Origin of the sequence: Pantoea sp. UBA5923 (genome assembly GCF_002431095.1) — a bacterium.
GTDB lineage: Bacteria > Pseudomonadota > Gammaproteobacteria > Enterobacterales > Enterobacteriaceae > Pantoea > Pantoea piersonii.
This window is the reverse complement of record NZ_DJDN01000060.1, coordinates 56,973-76,107: the sequence shown is the minus strand read 5'-3', so window position 1 is coordinate 76,107 and position 19,135 is coordinate 56,973. Positions and strand designations below refer to the sequence as shown.

Genomic DNA, 19,135 nt, shown 5'->3' with positions numbered 1-19,135 from the left:
ATGGATACGCAATCGCTGATGAACGCGGCTTTTGACAGCCGCTCGCTGAACGACCTGAAGCGCGAAGCCAGCACCGACCCGAAAGGCAAGGCGCTACAGGTTGCAAAGCAGGTCGAGGGAATGTTTGTGCAGATGATGATGAAGAGCATGCGCGAAGCGCTGCCGCAGGACGGTATCTTCAGCAACGAATCGACCAAAATGTTTACCTCAATGTACGATCAGCAGATTGCGCAGGAGATCGGCAAGCGCGGACTGGGCATGGCCGATCTTATCGTCAAGCAGATGCAGCCGGCGCAGGAGCCTGACGAGCGCGCCGGTACGGTACCGATGCCGCTCGATGACAGCTTTATCTACAGCGCGGCGGCTTCGAGCCAGCTGGAGCAGATGGTGCGCAAGGCTGTGCCGCGCCTGCCGGTTTCCCCGGCAAACCTGCCGGCCGACAGCAGCGAGTTTATCGCCCAGCTGGCGCAGCCGGCGCAGGCCGCCAGCGCCCAGAGCGGCATTCCGCACCACCTGATCCTGGCGCAGGCGGCGCTGGAGTCGGGCTGGGGCCAGCGCCAGATCCTGACCCGCGACGGCAAACCGAGCTACAACGTATTCGGTATCAAGGCGAGCGGCGACTGGAAGGGTGAGACCACCGATATCATGACCACCGAGTATGACCAGGGTGAGGCGAAGAAGGTGCGCGCCAGCTTCCGCGTCTATCACTCCTATTTCGAGGCGCTGACCGACTACGTGAAGCTGCTTTCAAACAATCCACGCTACGCCGCCGTCACCACCGCGCAGAGCGCCGAACAGGGGGCGCAGGCGCTGCAGGCCGCCGGTTACGCCACCGATCCGAAATATGCGCAGAAACTGGTGGGAATGATCCAGCAATTCAAAAACATGGGCGAGAAAGTCGTAAAGGCGTACAGCAAAGATTTAAACGATCTCTTCTGAAGCTTAAGCCTCAAGTTTCACTTAAGCGCGCCGATAATACCAGCAGATGCCAGACGCGTTTTCGCGCACGGGCGAGCACTGATGACTGCCAGCCCGCTTAACGGGAAAGAAAGGAACCGAGATGTCCAGCATAATAAACTCTGCGATGAGTGGGCTGAGCGCCGCACAGGCGGCGCTGAGCACCACCAGCAATAACATCACTAACTACACGGTCGCGGGCTACTCGCGCCAGACGATTCAGCTGGCGCAGGCGAACAGCACGCTGCAGGGCAACAGCTATTACGGCAACGGCGTCAACATCAGCGGCGTGCAGCGCGAGTATGACGAGTTCATTACGGCGCAGCTGCGCGGTTCCAGCGCCACCTACAGCGCGGCTAATACCCAGTATTCGCAGATCTCCAATATTGACGATCTGCTCTCAACCTCGACCACCAGCCTCTCTACGTCGATTCAGGGCTTCTTTACTAACCTGCAGAACGTGGTGAGCAACGCGAACGACCCCTCTGCGCGCCAGTCGATGCTGAGCAATGCGCAGGGCCTGGTAAACCAGTTCCAGACCACCGCGCAGTATCTGACCAATATGCAGGGCAGCGTCAACACTGATGTCGCCTCAAACGTTGACCAGATCAACACCTTCACCAGCCAGATCGCCGACCTCAACAAGCAGATCGGCAAGCTCAGCACCGCAAGCGGCGCGCAGCCGAACGATCTGATGGATCAGCGCGATCAGCTGGTGAACAACCTGAATAACATCGTCGGGGTGAGCGTCTCTAAGCAGGACGGCAACTATATTGTCTCAATGGGCAACCTGACGCTGGTCAACGGCAACAAAGCCACTAGCCTGGTGGCGATGCCTTCCAGCAGCGATCCTACGCGTACCTCCGTCGGTTATGTCGATAACAGCGCAGGCAATGTCGAGATCGCCGATAAGAGCATTACTACCGGCTCGTTAGGCGGCCTGTTGACTTTCCGCTCGCAGGATCTCGACACCGCGCAAAACCAGCTCGGCCAGCTGGCGGCAGCCTTTACCACCAGCTTTAACGCGGTGCATAAGCAGGGCTATGACGGCAACGGCGATCAGGGTACTGACTTTTTCACCATCGGCAGCCCGACCGTACAGAGCAACAGCAAAAACAGCTCGTCCACGACCGTGACGGCAGCCTGGACCGATACCAGCGCGCTGAAAGCCTCTAACTATACCGTCAGCTATGACGGCAGTAGCTGGAACGTTACGCGCGCCTCTGACAACGTGAAGATCACCGCGACGGCGGGTACAGACGCATCCGGCAACGCCACGCTGAGCTTCGACGGTCTGCAGCTGACCGTAAACGGCACGCCGAACGCGCAGGACAGCTTCCTGGTGAAGCCGGTGCAGAACGTGATTGGCAATATGTCTGTCGCTATTACCAGTGAGTCGCAGATTGCCGCAGCAGGCGCTACGGGTGGCGAAAGCGACAACCGCAACGCCCAGAAGCTGCTGGCTCTGCAGGACGCCAAGGTTGTGAACGGCAACGCTACGCTGTCGCAGGCTTACGCCAGCATCGTCAGCACTGTCGGTAACAAAACCAGCACGCTGGAAACTGCCAGCACCACCCAGAAAAACGTGGTGGATCAGCTGACCGATCGCCAGCAGTCGGTCTCAGGCGTCAACCTCGACGAAGAGTACGCCAACCTGACCAAATATCAGCAGTACTACATGGCGAACGCGCAGGTGCTGCAAACCGCCAGCTCCATTTTCGACGCGCTGCTTAACATCCGCTAAGGAAAAGAACCATGCGACTCAGTACAAACATGATTTTTAACCAGCAGGTGCGCGGTATCAGCGATTCGCAATCCTCCTGGCTGAAAGTCGGCGAGCAGCTCTCCAGCGGCCGCCGCGTTAACAATCCATCAGACGATCCTATCGCTGCGTCACGTTCGGTGGTGCTGGCGCAGACCCAGGCGCAGAGCAGCCAGTACGCGCTGGCGCGCACCTTTGCAAACCAGGGGCTGTCGATGGAAGAGAATACGCTCACCAGCGTAACCAGCACCATTCAGGATGCGCAGACGCTGATCGTTTACGGCTCTACCGGCACGCTGAGCGACGACGACCGCGGCTCAATCGCCACCCAGCTGGAGGGCCTGCGCTCGCAGCTGCTGAACCTGGCGAACAGTAAAGACGGTAACGGCCGCTATATCTTCGCTGGTTATAAAACGGACAGCGCGCCCTTTGCAGACAACGGCAGCGGCGCGGTGAGCTATACAGGCGGCACCGACGCGATTACGCAGAAGGTCGATACCAGCCGCACCATGACCGTGGGGCACACCGGCGACGATATCTTTATGTCGATTACCGGCAACGCCACCAAAGAGCCGGACGGCAGCGCCAGCGAAACCAATGTCTTTAATATGCTCGACAGCGCAATTGCCGCGCTGAAGACGCCGCAGGCAGATGCTGACGCTGCTACTCAAAAGACCTTTCAGGATGCGATGGATAAAACCAACCGCGGCCTGAGCAACTCGCTGAATAACGTGCTGACTGTGCGTTCTGAAATCGGCACCCAGCTCTCTGAGCTGAGCACGCTGGACGGGCAGGGCGGGAATCGCGACGTTATCCTGAGCACCGAAATGAGCAACCTGGTCGATACCGACTACACCTCGGCTATCTCCAGCTACACCATGCAGCAAACGGCGCTTCAGGCCTCTTACAAGACCTTTACCGACATGTCCAAGCTGTCGCTGTTCCAGCTTAACGCCTGACAATAAAAAGGAATTCGAGCATGCCTGAACCGGACATGCTCATTTTGTCCCACGACCCTGACCGGTATCGTGGGATTTTTTTTGCCTGTAATAAGGCGCTGCAACTACAGCGGAATAAAACGCCAGGCTGAATGAGCCGGTACATCGCCCCTGTTCTGGCCCAGGAGCAGAAATAAAAAACCCCGGCAAGCCGGGGTTTTACTGTGTCGCGTCAGATTATTCGGCGCTTTCAGGTCGGGTCGCAGGCGCGGTGGCCTGATGCGTCGCGCTGTGACCGCCAGCGGAGCCTTTGCCCTCGAAGGCGAACGGCGAGCGTACCCAGTCGCTGTGGCGTACCGGCTCCGGCTGCCAGGCTGGTGCCGGTGCTTTGGTCATCGGCGCGGTGGCGTGATGCGTAAAGCGGACGGCAGCTTGCTGCGGTGCGGCGTCGCGCGCCGGGACGGGCGCATGCGGTTCGGTGATCGGCTCAGGCTTGCTTTCCGCCGCAACCGGCGCGTTTAGCACTTCCTCAACCTGCGCTTCTGCTTCTGGCGTTACGTCGTGTGCGGCTTCAGCGGCGATCTCGGTAGCGACAGCGGGCGTCTCTTCCTCGACCGGGGCAGCCGGAACAGCCTGTTCGGCGATCGCTTCCGCTTTCGCTTCGTCGGCGGCCGGGATAACGGCAGGTTCATGGTTCACCGGCGCGTCAATCGGCGTAGTGTTATCCGTATTAACCAGCGTTACCGGCGTTTCTGCCTGCGGTTCAGCCTGATGCACTTCATCAGCGCTCTGCGGCGCGATCTCTTCCGCGGCGACCGGCAGCGCAATGATCTCTGCGGTCTCTTGCTGGCTGTAATCCGGCGCTTCCTGCTGCGGCTGTTGAGTCTCAACCGGCTGTGCGACCGGATAGCGTACCCAGACTTTACCGGATGCCATCTCTGGCGAAGCAGCGGCAGCGGCGAGCGGCATAGCGGACTCGGTTGGATAACGCTCATCACGATAGCGACGACGACGCTGACCGCTGACGCGCAGGTGGCGCGGCGAACGGCGCGAACGGCGCGGCATATTGCCGTTGTCGCGGCTCTCTGCCTCATCCTGATCGTGCAGTACAACAGGCTCTTCGCTCTGCGGCAGGCTGCGCGCAACCTCTGGCTGCGGCTCGACAGCTTCAGCTACCGGCTGCTCGCTTTCGTCAATAATGCGCACTTTCTGTGCCAGCTGGCGCGGTTTGCGGCGCGGCATAACCTGAACGCGCTCTTCTTCCTGCGCTTCCGGGGTCTCGACCACTTCAGCAACGGCCTGCTCGACGGCTTTGCTCGCTTCCTGCTGCGCGCGTTTCTCTTCCTGACGACGACGCTGACGCTCAGCGCGCTGTTCGCGACGCTGCTGCTGTTGCTCTTCGCGCTGCTGGCGCGCTTCGTCGCTCAGAACAGGGCTGCGCTCTTCGCGTGCTTCATTCTGCGGCGCCTGACGCTTATTGCGGCGGTTATCGGCGTTATCGCGCGGCTCGCGGCCTTCACGCGGCTCACGGCTTTCGCGTGGTTCGCGCGGTTCACGGTTTTCACGCGGTTCGCGGCTTTCGCGCGGCTCGCGGTTTTCGCCGTTGCGCGGCGTACGCTCGCGACGGTTATTGTTGCGGCGGTTGTTGCGACGATCGCCACGCTCTTTGGCGCTGCCGTCGCTCTCTTCGCTGCTGGTCTGCGGCGCTGGCGTCGCTTCCACAGCTGGAGTCGGCGCGGCTTCGTTGCTGCCGAACAGCTTTTTCAGCAGACGGCTGAAGAAGCCGGTGCCACTGCTGCTGGTGCTTGCTGCGGCCGGTGTTGCAGCGGCAGCAGGTTTGGCCGCAGGCTGTGCGTCGGCTTTCGGCTGTTCTGCCGGGGTCTCTACAGGCACAGGCGGCGCGTCAGGCATCACAAAAGCGGCCAGCGCAGGCTGTTCAGGACGACGGCGCTCGGCATGTTCCTCTTCTGACGGCATCGCCATTTCAGCTTCATGCAGCTTCGGCAGATGATAGCTGAGGGTCTGCGTTTCTTCGCCTTTACGCACGCGCAACACGGAGTAGTGCGGCGTTTCCATGCGATCGTCCGGCACGATAATGGCGCGGACGCCGCCCTGGCGTTTCTCAATCGCGTTCACCGCTTCACGTTTTTCGTTCAGCAGGTAAGAGGCGATCTGCACCGGAACAATGGCGTGCACCTCTTTGGTATTATCTTTCAGCGCTTCTTCTTCAATCAGGCGCAGAATAGAGAGCGACAGCGATTCGTTGTCACGGATGGTACCGGTGCCGCTACAGCGTGGGCAGACGTGATGGCTCGACTCGCCCAGCGACGGGCTGAGGCGCTGACGCGACATCTCCAGCAGGCCAAAGCGTGAAATATGGCTGATCTGAATGCGCGCGCGATCCTGACGTACCGCTTCGCGCAGGCGATTTTCCACCGCGCGCTGATGGCGCACCGGCGTCATATCGATAAAGTCGATAACGATCAGGCCGCCCAGGTCGCGCAGACGCAGCTGGCGCGCGATCTCATCGGCGGCTTCCAGGTTGGTATTGAACGCTGTCTCTTCGATATCGCCGCCGCGCGTGGCGCGTGCCGAGTTGATATCGATAGCGGTCAGCGCTTCGGTACTGTCGATAACGATAGAGCCGCCGGAAGGCAGGCGCACTTCGCGCTGGAAGGCGGACTCAATCTGCGATTCGATCTGATAGTGGCTGAACAGCGGGATTTCACCGGTGTAGAGCTTGATCTTGCTGCTGAAGTCGGGACGACCGAGCGCGGCGATATGCTGGCGCGCCAGCTCAAGCACTTTCGGGTTGTCGATCAGAATCTCGCCGATATCCTGGCGCAGATAGTCCCGGAAGGCGCGTACGATAACGTTGCTTTCCTGATGGATCAGGAAGGGAGCGGGGCGGTTTTCCGCGGCTTTCTTGATCGCTTCCCAGTGTTTCAGACGAAAGCTCAGATCCCACTGCAGCGCGTCGGCGGATTTGCCTACGCCCGCGGTGCGCACGATCAGGCCCATGCCGTCCGGCAGCTCCAGCGAGGAGAGCGCCTCTTTCAGTTCGGTGCGATCGTCGCCTTCGATGCGGCGAGAGATGCCGCCCGCGCGGGGGTTGTTCGGCATCAGCACCAGATAGCTGCCCGCCAGAGAGATAAAGGTGGTCAGCGCTGCGCCTTTATTGCCGCGCTCCTCTTTATCAATCTGCACGATCACTTCCTGACCTTCGCGCAGCACGTCTTTAATATTTGGACGGCCTTGTGCGTTGTAGCTGGCAGGGAAATATTCGCGGGAGATTTCTTTCAGGGGGAGAAAACCGTGGCGCTCGGCGCCGTAATCGACAAACGCAGCTTCAAGGCTGGGTTCAATGCGGGTAATTTTACCTTTGTAGATGTTGGCTTTTTTCTGTTCGTGTCCGGGGCTTTCGATATCCAGATCGTACAGACGTTGTCCATCAACCAGGGCAACGCGCAACTCCTCCTGCTGAGTTGCATTAATTAACATTCTTTTCATCGTTTCTGACTCGTTATTCTCACATGAGTGATAAAGCTGCGGGCATAGTTACCCTGGACGAGTTTTGACCGATGGCCCCGTGACTAAGTGCTTTACGTCAACCTCCCGGTTGTCGACTGCGCGAGGGGCGCAAATAACGTCGGTGGCCTGTTTTTCATAAGGAAAAACAGCGCCGTTGCGCTGAAATGCCGGAAAGAAACTGATCGCTCCTGCATCTCAAAATTCCGTCCAGGCCGCAACCCGCAGCCCGCTAAGTGCCTGAATTAACATCACGTCTTACGCCATTGCTGCGTGTCCGTTTCATTCGGCAAAATGACTAATTAGCTCTTTTTCTGGCCTGAAGTGCATCAGGCGAGAAACTTAAGCATTATTCCATTGCTAACCTTCATATAGCAAGGCGACTTTTATCGCCTGATGAAGATTAGTGATGCATAACACCTTAATATGTCGGACGAATGAGCAGGCTGCTGAAAAAGCCAGCGCACGCTGCGCTTTTTCGCGCGACAAGAGGAGAGTTAAGCACAGAAAAAGGGGTGGCGCTATCACAGGACACTATTTAGAATCGCCGCCATGAAAACTGAGAATCCTGGCGTACAGCTTGTCGCCATTACGGCTGAAAATGCCGGACAACGCATTGATAACTTTTTACGCACCCAGCTCAAGGGCGTGCCGAAAAGCATGATTTATCGCATTCTGCGTAAAGGTGAGGTGCGGGTGAATAAAAAACGCATCAAACCTGAATACAAGCTGGAAGCGGGCGATGAGGTGCGCATCCCGCCGGTGCGCGTCGCCGAGCGCGAGGAACAGGCCGTTTCACCTAAGCTGGAGAAGGTGGCGGCACTGGCGGAAGCGATCATCTTTGAAGATGACCATATTCTGGTGCTGAACAAGCCGTCCGGTACGGCGGTGCATGGCGGCAGCGGACTGAGCTTCGGCGTGATTGAAGGGCTGCGCGCGCTGCGCCCGGAGGCGCGTTTCCTTGAGCTGGTGCATCGTCTCGATCGCGATACCTCCGGCGTACTGCTGGTCGCCAAGAAGCGGTCGGCGCTGCGCTCGCTGCATGAGCAGCTGCGTGAAAAGGGGATGCAGAAAGATTACCTGGCGCTGGTGCGCGGCAGCTGGCCCTCACACCTGAAAGTGGTGCAGGCGCCGCTGCTGAAGAACATTCTGCAGAGCGGCGAACGCGTGGTGCGCGTCAGCAGCGAAGGCAAACCGTCGGAAACGCGCTTTAAAGTCGAAGAGCGCTTCGCCTTTGCCACCCTGGTCAAGGCTAGCCCGGTTACCGGCCGCACTCATCAGATCCGCGTCCATACGCTGCATGCCGGTCATCCTATCGCCTTTGACGACCGCTATGGCGAGCGCGAGTTCGACAGTCAGCTGGCCGCTACCGGGCTGCGTCGTTTGTTCCTGCATGCCGCCGCGCTGACGTTTACTCATCCCAACAGCGGCGAGACGCTGCGTTTAGAAGCGCCGCTTGATGAAGAGCTTAAACGCTGCCTGAAGGCGCTGCGTCAGCAGAAAAGCTAACGCAGGGTCGGCATCATCCCAGCGGATTGATGCCGACCGTCCGCAACATGCTATTAAGCGCGATCAGCGGCAGGCCGACCAGCGTGTTCGGATCGCGTCCCTCCAGCCGTTCAAACAGGCAAATCCCCATTCCTTCGCTTTTAAAACTCCCGGCGCACTGTAAAGGCTGCTCTTTCTCTATATAGGTGCGGATTTCCTCATCGCTGAGAGGGCGGAAGTGCACCACAAAAGGTTCGCAGCACTGCAACAGCCGCTGGCTGCGGGGATGGTAGAGCGCCAGTCCGGTATAAAAGGTGATGGCGTTGCCGCTCGCCTGCCGTAGCTGCGCGAAAGCGCGCACGGGGGTATGCGGCTTGCCTGTAATCGCGCCGTTGAGCACGCACACCTGATCCGAACCGATAATCCAGCTATCGGGATAGTCGGCGGCCAGCGCCTGCGCTTTGGCAATGGCGAGGCGCGTGACCAGCGTTTCGGCATCTTCACCGGCGTGCGGGGTTTCATCCACCTCTGGCGCAGCGGTAATAAAAGGCAGGCCGAGTTTGCCTAATAACGCCTGGCGGAAAGGCGAGGTTGAGGCTAAAAGAATAGAGACAGGCATTTTTTCACAATAGTAATGGCGAATTGGTGACACTCATTTTAAACTGTGCGCCGCACTGGATGCGAATAACTGGTGAAAGATGCTGTTACACGGCCTTTTTCTTTGACTCTATGACGTTACAAAGTTAATATGCGCGCCCTATGCAAAAGGTAAAATTACCCCTGACGCTGGATCCGGTCCGCGCCGCTCAAAAACGCCTCGATTATCAGGGCGTTTACACCCCTGAACAGGTGGAGCGCGTAGCCGACTCAGTTGTTAGTGTGGACAGTGACGTGGAATGTGCCATGTCGTTTGCGGTTGACAGCCAGCGCCTCGCCGTACTGCAAGGTACAGCGGACGTGCAGGTTACATTGCGCTGTCAGCGCTGCAACCAGCCGTTTCCTCACTCTGTCCACGTAAGCTATTGCTTCAGTCCTGTCTCAAATGATGAGCAGGCCGAGGCACTGCCGGAAGCCTACGAGCCGATCGACGTCGATGATTTTGGCGAAGTCGATCTGCTGGCGGTGATAGAGGATGAAATCATTCTCGCGCTGCCGGTCGTTCCGGTGCATGATTCTGAACACTGTGAAGTGTCCGAGGCGGACATGGTCTTTGGCAAATTGCCTGCAGAGGCGGAAAAACCAAACCCATTTGCCGTATTAGCCAGTTTAAAGCGTAAGTAATAGGAGTAAGGTCCATGGCCGTACAACAGAATAAACCCACCCGTTCTAAGCGTGGTATGCGTCGTTCGCACGATGCGCTGACCACCGCTGCCCTGTCTGTAGATAAAGTTTCTGGCGAAACGCATCTGCGTCACCACATCACTGCGGATGGCTACTACCGCGGTCGCAAGGTTATCACCAAGTAAGACTTGCGCTTAGCAAGGTGATACTTTGACACGTTTGACCCTGGCTATTGATGCCATGGGCGGGGACTTCGGTCCCTGCGTGACAGTGCCTGCAGCTTTGCAGGCACTGGCCTCTCATTCGCATCTCAATCTTCTTCTGGTCGGCATTCCCGACGACATCACCCCATTGCTTGCCAAAGCGGATTCCTCCTTACTGGGGCGTTTGCAGGTTATTCCTGCCGAGTCAGTTATTGCAAGCGATGCGCGGCCCTCACAGGCGATCCGCAACAGCCGCGGCAGCTCAATGCGCATTGCGCTGGAGCTAGTGAAAGAGGGACGAGCGCAGGCCTGTATCAGCGCCGGTAATACCGGTGCCCTGATGGGGCTGGCGAAATTAATGATAAAACCGCTGGACGGCATTGAACGCCCGGCGTTAATGACCGTGTTGCCGCATCAGCAGCGCGGCAAAACGGTGGTGCTGGATTTAGGCGCTAACGTAGAGTCGGACAGCGAAATGCTGGTGCAGTTTGCCGTAATGGGCGCGGTGATGGCGGAAGAGGTATTAGCGATCCCCAATCCCCGCGTCGCGCTGCTCAATATTGGTCAGGAAGAGACCAAAGGGCTGGAGAGTATCCGCGGCGCCGCCAGTATGCTAAAAGCGTCCGAACATATTAACTATATTGGTTACCTGGAAGGCAACGACCTCCTTACCGGCAAGACAGATGTGCTGGTGTGTGACGGATTCGTCGGCAACGTCACGCTGAAAACCATGGAAGGCGTGGTAAGAATGTTCCTTTCCCTGCTGAAGTCTTCAGGGGAGGGGAAAAAACGGTCATGGTGGCTGAAGCTGCTGGGGCGCTGGATTCAGAAACGTCTTGCGCAGCGCTTCGGGCATCTCAACCCCGACCAGTATAATGGCGCTTGTCTGTTAGGATTGCGCGGAACAGTGATCAAAAGCCATGGCGCGGCGAATCAACGCGCCTTCGCCGTGGCGATAGAGCAGGCAGAGCAGGCGGTGCGACGGCAGGTTCCCGAACGAATCGCCGCGCGCCTTGATGCTGTATTAGCCAGGAGTGACAAAGCCTAGATGTTTACCAAAATTATCGGTACGGGCAGCTATTTGCCTAGCCAGGTGCGTTCGAATGCGGATCTGGAAAAAATGGTGGAGACGTCGGACGAGTGGATCGTAACCCGCACCGGCATCCGTGAGCGCCGCATTGCCGCGCCGGATGAAACTGTGGCCAGCATGGGCTTCGCCGCCGCGCAGCGCGCGCTGGAGATGGCGGGCATAGAGGCCAGCGAAATCGGACTGATTATCGTCGCCACCACCTCATCCAGCCATGCGTTCCCCAGCTCGGCCTGCATGATCCAGCAGATGCTGGGCATCAACGACTGCGCCGCATTCGATCTGGCGGCAGCCTGCGCAGGCTTTACCTACGCTCTGAGCGTCGCGGACCAGTACATCAAAAACGGCGCGGTAAAACATGCGCTGGTGATTGGCTCCGACGTGCTGGCACGCACCCTTGACCCGAACGATCGCGGCACCATCATTCTGTTCGGCGACGGCGCGGGCGCCGTGGTGTTAGGCGCGAGCGAAGAGCAGGGCATCATCTCTACTCACCTGCACGCTGACGGCCGTTATGGCCAGCTGCTGACGCTCCCTTACCAGAATCGCGCCCATCAGGACGAACCCGCCTACCTCACTATGGCTGGCAACGAAGTCTTTAAGGTTGCGGTGACCGAACTGGCGCACATCGTTGACGAAACGCTGCAGGCCAACAATCTCGATCGCGAAATGCTCGACTGGCTGGTGCCGCATCAGGCTAACCTGCGCATCATCAGCGCGACGGCGAAAAAACTTGGCATGGGCATGGACAAAGTGGTGGTCACGCTGGACCGTCACGGCAATACCTCGGCGGCCTCGGTGCCCAGCGCGCTGGATGAAGCCGTACGCGACGGCCGTATCAAACCCGGACAACTGATTCTGCTGGAAGCCTTTGGTGGCGGTTTCACCTGGGGTTCCGCACTGGTTCGCTTTTGATTCACAGGAACTGAAGATGACGCAATTTGCATTTGTTTTCCCCGGTCAGGGTTCACAGACCGTCGGCATGCTGTCAGAGCTGGCGGCAAGCTATCCGCAGGTGGAAGAGACCTTCCGCGAAGCGTCTGACGCGCTGGGATATGATTTGTGGCAGCTGGTCAGCAACGGACCGGCTGAAGAGCTGAATAAAACCTGGCAGACGCAGCCTGCGCTGCTGGCCGCTTCCGTCGCGATCTATCGCGTCTGGCAACAGCAGGGCGGCAAGCAGCCGTCGCTGATGGCGGGCCATAGCCTGGGCGAATACTCCGCGCTGGTGTGCGCAGGCGTTATTGATTTCGCCGATGCGATCAAGCTGGTGGAGCTGCGCGGCAAACTGATGCAGGAAGCGGTGCCGGAAGGCACCGGCGCGATGCAGGCGATTATCGGCCTGGATGACGCCTCGATTCGCAAAGCGTGCGAAGAGAGCGCGCAGGGGCAGGTCGTTTCGCCGGTTAACTTCAACTCGCCGGGTCAGGTAGTGATTGCCGGAAATAAAGAGGCGGTCGAGCGCGCGGGCGCAGCCTGTAAAGCCGCTGGCGCGAAGCGTGCGCTGCCGCTGCCGGTCAGCGTGCCGTCGCACTGCGCGCTGATGAAGCCCGCAGCGGACAAGCTGGCGGTCGCGCTGGAAAAGATGACTTTCAACGCGCCGTCCGTTCCGGTGGTGAACAACGTTGACGTAAAATGCGAAAGCGATGCGGCGGCGATCCGTCATGCATTGGTGCGTCAGCTCTACAGCCCGGTTCGCTGGACCGAGAGCGTAGAATTTATGGCGTCACAGGGCATTACTCAGCTGCTGGAAATGGGACCGGGCAAAGTGCTGACGGGTCTGACCAAACGCATTGTGGACAGCCTGACGGCGGCAGCGGTAAACGATCCGACGTCGCTTTCTGCGGCCCTTGAACAGGAATAAGAGGAAAATCATGAGCTTTGAAGGTAAAGTTGCGCTGGTAACAGGCGCGAGCCGCGGTATCGGCCGCGCTATCGCGGAAACGCTGGTTGCACGCGGCGCCAAAGTTGTTGGCACCGCGACAAGCGAAAGCGGCGCAGAAGCCATCAGTGCTTACCTCGGCGATAACGGCAAAGGTCTGCTGCTGAATGTGACCGATCCCGCATCGATCGACAGCGTGCTGGAGAAGGTTCGCGCAGAATTTGGCGAAGTAGACATTTTGGTCAATAATGCAGGCATTACGCGTGATAATCTGTTGATGCGCATGAAAGACGACGAATGGGCGGATATCCTGGATACCAACCTGACGTCGGTTTTCCGTCTGTCTAAGGCAGTTATGCGCGCCATGATGAAAAAACGTGTGGGTCGTATCATTACCATCGGTTCCGTTGTTGGCACCATGGGCAACGCGGGCCAGGCAAACTACGCAGCAGCCAAGGCGGGTTTGATTGGCTTTAGCAAATCACTGGCGCGCGAAATTGCGTCACGTGGCATTACCGTAAACGTCGTGGCACCGGGCTTTATTGAGACGGACATGACGCGTGCACTGAGCGAAGAGCAACGTTCCGGCATTTTGGCGCAGGTTCCGGCAGGTCGTTTAGGCGACGCGCAGGAAATCGCCAATGCTGTTGCATTTTTAGCCTCTGACGAAGCAGCCTACATCACGGGTGAGACGCTGCACGTCAATGGCGGCATGTACATGGTCTGATATTCACGAAATGATTTGCATTATTTGCGGTAAAAACCGCAAAATAGCGTAAAATCGTGGTTCGACCAGCCGGGATTTTGTTGCATCTTTTTCAACATTTTATACACTACGAAAACCATCGCGAAAGCGAGTTTTGATAGGAAATTAAATAGTATGAGCGATATCGAACAACGCGTTAAGAAAATCATTGCTGAGCAGCTGGGTGTGAAAGAGGACGAAGTAACTAACTCTGCATCTTTCGTTGAAGACCTGGGTGCTGATTCTCTTGACACCGTTGAGCTGGTAATGGCTCTGGAAGAAGAGTTTGATACTGAGATTCCAGACGAAGAAGCTGAGAAAATCACTACCGTTCAGGCAGCGATCGACTACATCAATAGCCACCAAGGCTAATGAATATCTTCAGGCGGTCGCTCGACCGCCTGAGTTTTATGCTTGTCCCACAGAGTTTATATTTCCCCTCCCTGGAGGACGAACGTGTCTAAGCGTCGTGTAGTTGTGACCGGTCTTGGCATGTTGTCTCCTGTCGGCAAAACCGTAGAGTCTACCTGGAGTGCTCTCCTTGCCGGTCAGAGCGGCATTAACCTGATCGACCATTTTGATACGAGTGCCTACGCAACCCGATTTGCTGGCATTGTAAGAGATTTTAATTGTGATGAAATCATCTCGCGCAAAGATCAGCGCAAGATGGATGACTTCATCCAATACGGCATTGTCGCCGGCGTGCAGGCTATGCAGGATTCGGGTCTGGTCGTGACCGATGAGAACGCTGGTCGTATCGGCGCGGCGATTGGTTCCGGCATCGGCGGACTGGGTCTGATTGAAGAGAACCACACCTCGCTGGTCAACGGCGGTCCGCGCAAAATCAGTCCGTTCTTTGTTCCTTCGACCATCGTCAATATGGTTGCAGGGCACCTGACGATTATGTACGGCCTGAAAGGCCCCAGTATCTCTATCGCGACAGCCTGTACCTCAGGCGTGCACAACATCGGCCATGCGGCGCGCATTATCGCCTATAACGATGCTGACGTGATGCTGGCGGGCGGCGCAGAAAAAGCCAGCACCCCACTGGGTGTCGGCGGCTTTGGCGCTGCGCGCGCGCTCTCTACGCGCAACGATAACCCGCAGGCGGCAAGCCGTCCGTGGGATAAAGATCGTGACGGCTTCGTGCTGGGCGACGGCGCAGGCATTATCGTGCTGGAAGAGTATGAGCACGCTAAAAAACGCGGCGCGAAGATCTATGCGGAAATTGTCGGCTTCGGCATGAGCAGCGATGCTTACCACATGACTTCGCCGCCGGAAAACGGCGCAGGCGCAGCGCTGGCGATGGAAAATGCGCTGCGTGACGCGCAGCTGTCGCCGGAGCAGATCGGCTACGTCAACGCACACGGCACGTCTACGCCAGCGGGTGACAAAGCAGAAGCGCAGGCGGTGAAAACCATTTTCGGCGCTGCGGCGAAAACCGTTATGGTCAGCTCGACCAAATCAATGACCGGCCATCTGCTGGGCGCGGCAGGCGCGGTAGAGTCTATCTACTCGATCCTGGCGCTGCGCGATCAGGCCGTTCCGCCGACCATCAATCTGGATAACCCGGATGAGGGTTGCGATCTCGACTTCGTGCCGCACACGGCGCGTCAGGTCAGCGGTCTGGAGTACACGCTGTGTAACTCCTTCGGTTTCGGCGGCACTAACGGCTCGTTGATCTTCCGTAAAGTCTGACGATTCACGTTCTGGCAAAAGGCCCGCAAATGCGGGCCTTTTTTCTATTCAGAAAGGCTCTGAAACGGATTATCACAATACAAAGCGCTACCATAGCGCTTTTCCTTGCGGGAGAGCCCCATGTGGATCAACGGAACGGAGCAACTTACTCTCTCAGCCAGCGATCGCGCGACGCAGTTTGGTGACGGCTGCTTTACCACGGCGGCGGTCGATAATGGCCATATTCAGCTGCTGGACGCGCACCTGCGGCGACTGCGCCAGGGCTGCGAACGGCTGATGATGCCCGACGTCGACTGGACGCGGCTGGAAAGAGAGATGCGTATTGCCGCGCAGCCGCACAAGCAGGCGGTACTAAAGGTCATTATCAGCGCCGGCTCGGGCGGACGCGGCTACAGCCGAAAAGGCGTCAGCGGCGCCACGCGCATCGTCTCGGTTGCGCCGTGGCCGCACCATTATCTGCCGCTGCAGACGCAGGGCGTTAAGCTGCAAACCAGCCCGGTCCGGCTGGCGCAGAACCCGCTGCTGGCGGGCATTAAGCACCTGAATCGCCTGGAACAGGTGTTGATCCGCGCGCATCTCGACCAGAGCGACGCCGACGAGGCGCTGGTGCTTGACACTGCGGGCAACGTGGTGGAATGCTGTGCGGCCAATTTATTCTGGCGGCAGGGCGATCGCATCTTTACACCCGACCTGACGCAGTCCGGCGTTGATGGCATCATGCGGCGCTATCTGATGGCGCAAATGGCCGCCGCAGGCGAGATTTGTCATGTGGTACGCTGCGAGCCAGCGCAGCTGCTGGCGGCCGACGAAATCGTTATCTGCAATGCCCTGATGCCGGTCTTGCCGGTGCGACAGCTGGACGACCGATTATTCAGCGAACGCACGCTTTACCGCCGGTTACAGGAAAGCTGCTATTTAATGGAAGCAAAATGAGTAGAACTAAAAAAATTTTCGCCGTCGCTGCGGCGATTCTGATCCTTGCGGCGGCCTTTAGCTACTGGCAGATCCAGCGCTTCGCCGCGGCCCCGCTAACCATTGACCAGGAAACTATCTATACCTTACCAGCAGGCACCGGCCGGGTAGCGCTGGAGGCGCAGCTGGAGAGCCAGCATCTTATTCCGCAGAGCATCTGGTTTGGTCCACTGCTCAAGCTGGAGCCGGAGCTGGCCCGGTTTAAAGCGGGCACCTATCGGCTGGAGAAAGGGATGACGGTGCGGGCGCTGCTGCAGCTGCTCGCCAGCGGTAAAGAGGCGCAGTTTCCGCTGCGGCTGGTAGAAGGCCAGCGCCTTAGTGAATGGCTCGCCGAGCTGCGCGCCGCTCCCTATATCCGGCACACCCTGAAAGATGATCAGTTCGCCACGCTGGCAAAAACGCTTAATATCGATCCGCTGGCGCTGGAAGGGAGCTTCTATCCAGATACCTATCTCTATACCGCCAATACCAGCGACATCGCGCTGCTGCAGCGCGCGCATGCTCGCATGACGGCGCTGGTGGATCAGATCTGGCGGGATCGCATGGCGGATTTGCCCTATAAAAATCCGCAGGAGATGGTGACCATGGCCTCAGTAATTGAAAAAGAGACCGCCGTCAGTGCTGAACGCGCGCGCGTCGCCTCGGTGTTTATCAACCGGCTGCGCACCGGCATGAAGCTGCAAACCGATCCCACGGTGATTTACGGCATGGGCGATAAATATACAGGCACGCTGACGCGTAAAGACCTTGAGACGCCGACCGATTACAATACCTACACTATTAACGGTTTGCCGCCTGGCCCGATCGCCGCGCCGAGCAAAGCCTCGCTGGAAGCGGCGGCGCATCCGGAAAAAACCAGTTACCTCTATTTTGTCGCCGACGGCAAGGGCGGTCACACCTTTACCACCAATCTTGCCAGTCATAACCAGGCGGTACAGGCTTACCGGCAAACGCTAAAGGGAAAAGATGAAAAGTAAGTTTATCGTCATTGAAGGCCTTGAAGGCGCCGGGAAAACCACTGCGCGCGAGGCGATTGTCGCCACGCTGCGCGAACGAGGCATTCAGGATATCGTTTTCACTCGCGAGCCGGGCGGCACACCGCTGGCGGAGCAGCTGCGCGTCCTGGTGAAGCAGGGCATTGAAGGCGAACAGGTGACGGACAAAGCGGAGCTGCTGATGCTCTACGCCGCGCGCGTGCAGCTGGTCGATACCGTAATCAAGCCTGCGCTGGCGCGCGGCGCATGGGTGATTGGCGATCGGCACGATCTCTCTTCGCAGGCCTACCAGGGCGGTGGTCGCGGGCTGGACAGCGCGCTGATGCGCACCCTGCGCGATGCCGTACTGGGCGATTTCCGTCCCGATCTTCAGCTCTATCTCGACGTCACGCCGGAAATCGGGCTGCAGCGCGCCCGGGCGCGCGGCGAACTGGATCGCATCGAGCAGGAGTCGCTGCGCTTCTTTGAACGCACCCGCGAGCGCTATCTGGCGCTGGCGGCCGAGGACCGCAGCATCCTGACCATAGATGCCACGCAGCCGCTCGCCAGCGTTACGCAGGCGATTAAAACGACGCTGACGCGCTGGCTGGAACAGCAGGCATGAACTGGTATCCGTGGCTGAACCAGCCTTATCGCTATATCATCGGCCAGCATCAGGCGGGGCGTGCTCATCACGCGCTGCTGATTCAGGCGATCGAAGGCATGGGGGATGACGCGCTGGTGTGGGGCGTCAGCCGCTGGCTGATGTGTCAGCAGCCGGACGGGTTGAAAAGCTGCGGTCTCTGTCACGGCTGCCAGCTGATGCAGGCGCAGACGCATCCCGACTGGTATCGGCTGGAGGCTGAAAAAGGCAAAAGCACGCTGGGGATTGACGCAGTGCGCCAGGTGACGGAGAAGCTCTATCATTTTGCCCAGCAGGGCGGCGCGAAAGTCGTCTGGCTTCCCGATGCGGCGCAGCTGAGCGAATCGGCGGCGAATGCGCTGTTAAAAACTCTGGAAGAGCCGCCGGCCAATAGCTGGTTTTTTCTCAGCAGCCGGGAACCTTCGCGACTGTTAGCCACGCTGCGCAGCCGCTGTATGGCGCTCTCGCTGGCGCCGCCGGATGAGGCGCAAAGCCTGCAGTGGCTGAGCAAACAAATACCGCAGGAGACGGCGGCGCTGCAGACTGCGCTGCGCCTCAGCGCGGGCGCGCCGGCGGCGGCGCTACAGCTGCTGGAGCCTGCGCGCTGGCAGGCGCGCCAGACGTTGTGCGATGCGCTGCCAGCCGCGCTGCAGCAGGATATTCTGCTATTGCTTCCAGCCCTCAACGCCGACGATGTTGCCGCGCGCATCAGCTGGCTGCTGGCGCTGCTGGTTGATGCCCTCAAATGGCAGCAGGGCGCAACGCGCTGGCTGAGTAATCCCGATCGGCAGGATGTGGTCGCGCTGCTCGCAGAGACCTTCTCCGCTCGGGCGCTGGATGAGAGCGCGCGCGAGTGGATGCAGTGCCGGGAGCAGCTGCTCCACGTTGCCGCCGTTAACCGCGAACTTCTGTTAACCGACCGACTTCTGAGCTGGGCTGATAAACGCAAGCCTGGCGTAGTCGCTTAACGTCAAAAC

The 19,135-nt window shown here is 58.7% G+C and carries 18 protein-coding genes; 16 read left to right on the top strand and 2 right to left on the bottom strand.

The genetic code is table 11. The features are described from left to right. From flgJ to flgL, 3 genes are all read left to right on the top strand, one after another. Positions 1 to 939: a flagellar assembly peptidoglycan hydrolase FlgJ gene (gene flgJ, locus B3797_RS14420; RefSeq protein WP_311781738.1), complete on the top strand. Its 939-nt coding sequence runs from the start codon at positions 1 to 3 to the stop codon at positions 937 to 939. Positions 940 to 1,060: 121 nt separating this feature from the next. After that, the gene (gene flgK, locus B3797_RS14415; RefSeq protein ID WP_311791435.1) at positions 1,061 to 2,701 is read left to right on the top strand and encodes a flagellar hook-associated protein FlgK; all 1,641 of its coding nucleotides are present in this window, start codon (positions 1,061 to 1,063) and stop codon (positions 2,699 to 2,701) included. 11 nt (positions 2,702 to 2,712) lie between these two features. After that, complete coding sequence (gene flgL, locus B3797_RS14410) at positions 2,713 to 3,678, top strand: flagellar hook-associated protein FlgL (protein WP_311781736.1); 966 nt, start codon at positions 2,713 to 2,715, stop codon at positions 3,676 to 3,678. Between the two features lie 216 nt (positions 3,679 to 3,894). Here the strand turns inward: flgL and rne are convergent, their stop codons facing one another. Then, positions 3,895 to 7,167, bottom strand: coding sequence for a ribonuclease E (gene rne, locus B3797_RS14405; RefSeq protein WP_311791434.1), 3,273 nt, complete (start codon positions 7,165 to 7,167; stop codon positions 3,895 to 3,897). 570 nt (positions 7,168 to 7,737) lie between these two features. Here rne and rluC point away from each other — a divergent pair. Then, a complete protein-coding gene (gene rluC / locus B3797_RS14400) occupies positions 7,738 to 8,694 on the top strand; it encodes a 23S rRNA pseudouridine(955/2504/2580) synthase RluC (protein WP_311781734.1) in 957 nt (318 codons plus the stop codon). Positions 8,695 to 8,707: 13 nt separating this feature from the next. Here the strand turns inward: rluC and B3797_RS14395 are convergent, their stop codons facing one another. Then, positions 8,708 to 9,292 carry a nucleoside triphosphate pyrophosphatase gene (locus tag B3797_RS14395; protein ID WP_311791433.1) on the bottom strand — a complete coding sequence of 195 codons (585 nt, stop codon included), beginning with the start codon at positions 9,290 to 9,292 and terminating at the stop codon, positions 8,708 to 8,710. A 140-nt stretch (positions 9,293 to 9,432) separates the two neighbouring features. Here B3797_RS14395 and yceD point away from each other — a divergent pair, with 140 nt between their 5' ends. The 12 genes from yceD (at position 9,433) to holB (ending at position 19,126) form a co-directional block, all read left to right on the top strand. Then, positions 9,433 to 9,954 (top strand): 23S rRNA accumulation protein YceD, encoded by a 522-nt coding sequence (yceD, locus tag B3797_RS14390; protein ID WP_120452037.1) that lies wholly within the window; start codon positions 9,433 to 9,435, stop codon positions 9,952 to 9,954. Positions 9,955 to 9,968: 14 nt separating this feature from the next. Continuing rightward, positions 9,969 to 10,139: a 50S ribosomal protein L32 gene (rpmF, locus tag B3797_RS14385; RefSeq protein WP_007885783.1), complete on the top strand. Its 171-nt coding sequence runs from the start codon at positions 9,969 to 9,971 to the stop codon at positions 10,137 to 10,139. A 25-nt stretch (positions 10,140 to 10,164) separates the two neighbouring features. Then, the gene (gene plsX, locus B3797_RS14380; protein ID WP_311781732.1) at positions 10,165 to 11,205 is read left to right on the top strand and encodes a phosphate acyltransferase PlsX; all 1,041 of its coding nucleotides are present in this window, start codon (positions 10,165 to 10,167) and stop codon (positions 11,203 to 11,205) included. After that, on the top strand, positions 11,206 to 12,159 hold the full coding sequence (locus tag B3797_RS14375; RefSeq protein ID WP_311791432.1) for a beta-ketoacyl-ACP synthase III: 954 nt from the start codon (positions 11,206 to 11,208) through the stop codon (positions 12,157 to 12,159). Between the two features lie 16 nt (positions 12,160 to 12,175). Continuing rightward, positions 12,176 to 13,108 (top strand): ACP S-malonyltransferase, encoded by a 933-nt coding sequence (gene fabD / locus B3797_RS14370; protein ID WP_126688705.1) that lies wholly within the window; start codon positions 12,176 to 12,178, stop codon positions 13,106 to 13,108. A gap of 10 nt (positions 13,109 to 13,118) precedes the next feature. After that, positions 13,119 to 13,853, top strand: coding sequence for a 3-oxoacyl-ACP reductase FabG (gene fabG / locus B3797_RS14365; protein ID WP_120452045.1), 735 nt, complete (start codon positions 13,119 to 13,121; stop codon positions 13,851 to 13,853). Between the two features lie 153 nt (positions 13,854 to 14,006). Then, positions 14,007 to 14,243 (top strand): acyl carrier protein, encoded by a 237-nt coding sequence (gene acpP, locus B3797_RS14360; protein ID WP_025901771.1) that lies wholly within the window; start codon positions 14,007 to 14,009, stop codon positions 14,241 to 14,243. A gap of 84 nt (positions 14,244 to 14,327) precedes the next feature. After that, a complete protein-coding gene (gene fabF / locus B3797_RS14355) occupies positions 14,328 to 15,569 on the top strand; it encodes a beta-ketoacyl-ACP synthase II (RefSeq protein ID WP_120452046.1) in 1,242 nt (413 codons plus the stop codon). Positions 15,570 to 15,689: 120 nt separating this feature from the next. Next, entirely contained in the window at positions 15,690 to 16,502 is an 813-nt protein-coding gene (pabC, locus tag B3797_RS14350; protein WP_311791431.1) for an aminodeoxychorismate lyase, read from the top strand. Next, positions 16,499 to 17,518 (top strand): endolytic transglycosylase MltG, encoded by a 1,020-nt coding sequence (mltG, locus tag B3797_RS14345; RefSeq protein WP_311781730.1) that lies wholly within the window; start codon positions 16,499 to 16,501, stop codon positions 17,516 to 17,518. The genes pabC and mltG overlap by 4 nt, the downstream gene beginning before the upstream one ends. Continuing rightward, the gene (tmk, locus tag B3797_RS14340) at positions 17,508 to 18,140 is read left to right on the top strand and encodes a dTMP kinase (protein WP_311791430.1); all 633 of its coding nucleotides are present in this window, start codon (positions 17,508 to 17,510) and stop codon (positions 18,138 to 18,140) included. Before mltG ends, tmk begins: the two co-directional genes overlap by 11 nt. After that, complete coding sequence (holB, locus tag B3797_RS14335) at positions 18,137 to 19,126, top strand: DNA polymerase III subunit delta' (protein WP_311791429.1); 990 nt, start codon at positions 18,137 to 18,139, stop codon at positions 19,124 to 19,126. The genes tmk and holB overlap by 4 nt, the downstream gene beginning before the upstream one ends. Positions 19,127 to 19,135 lie beyond the last annotated feature (9 nt).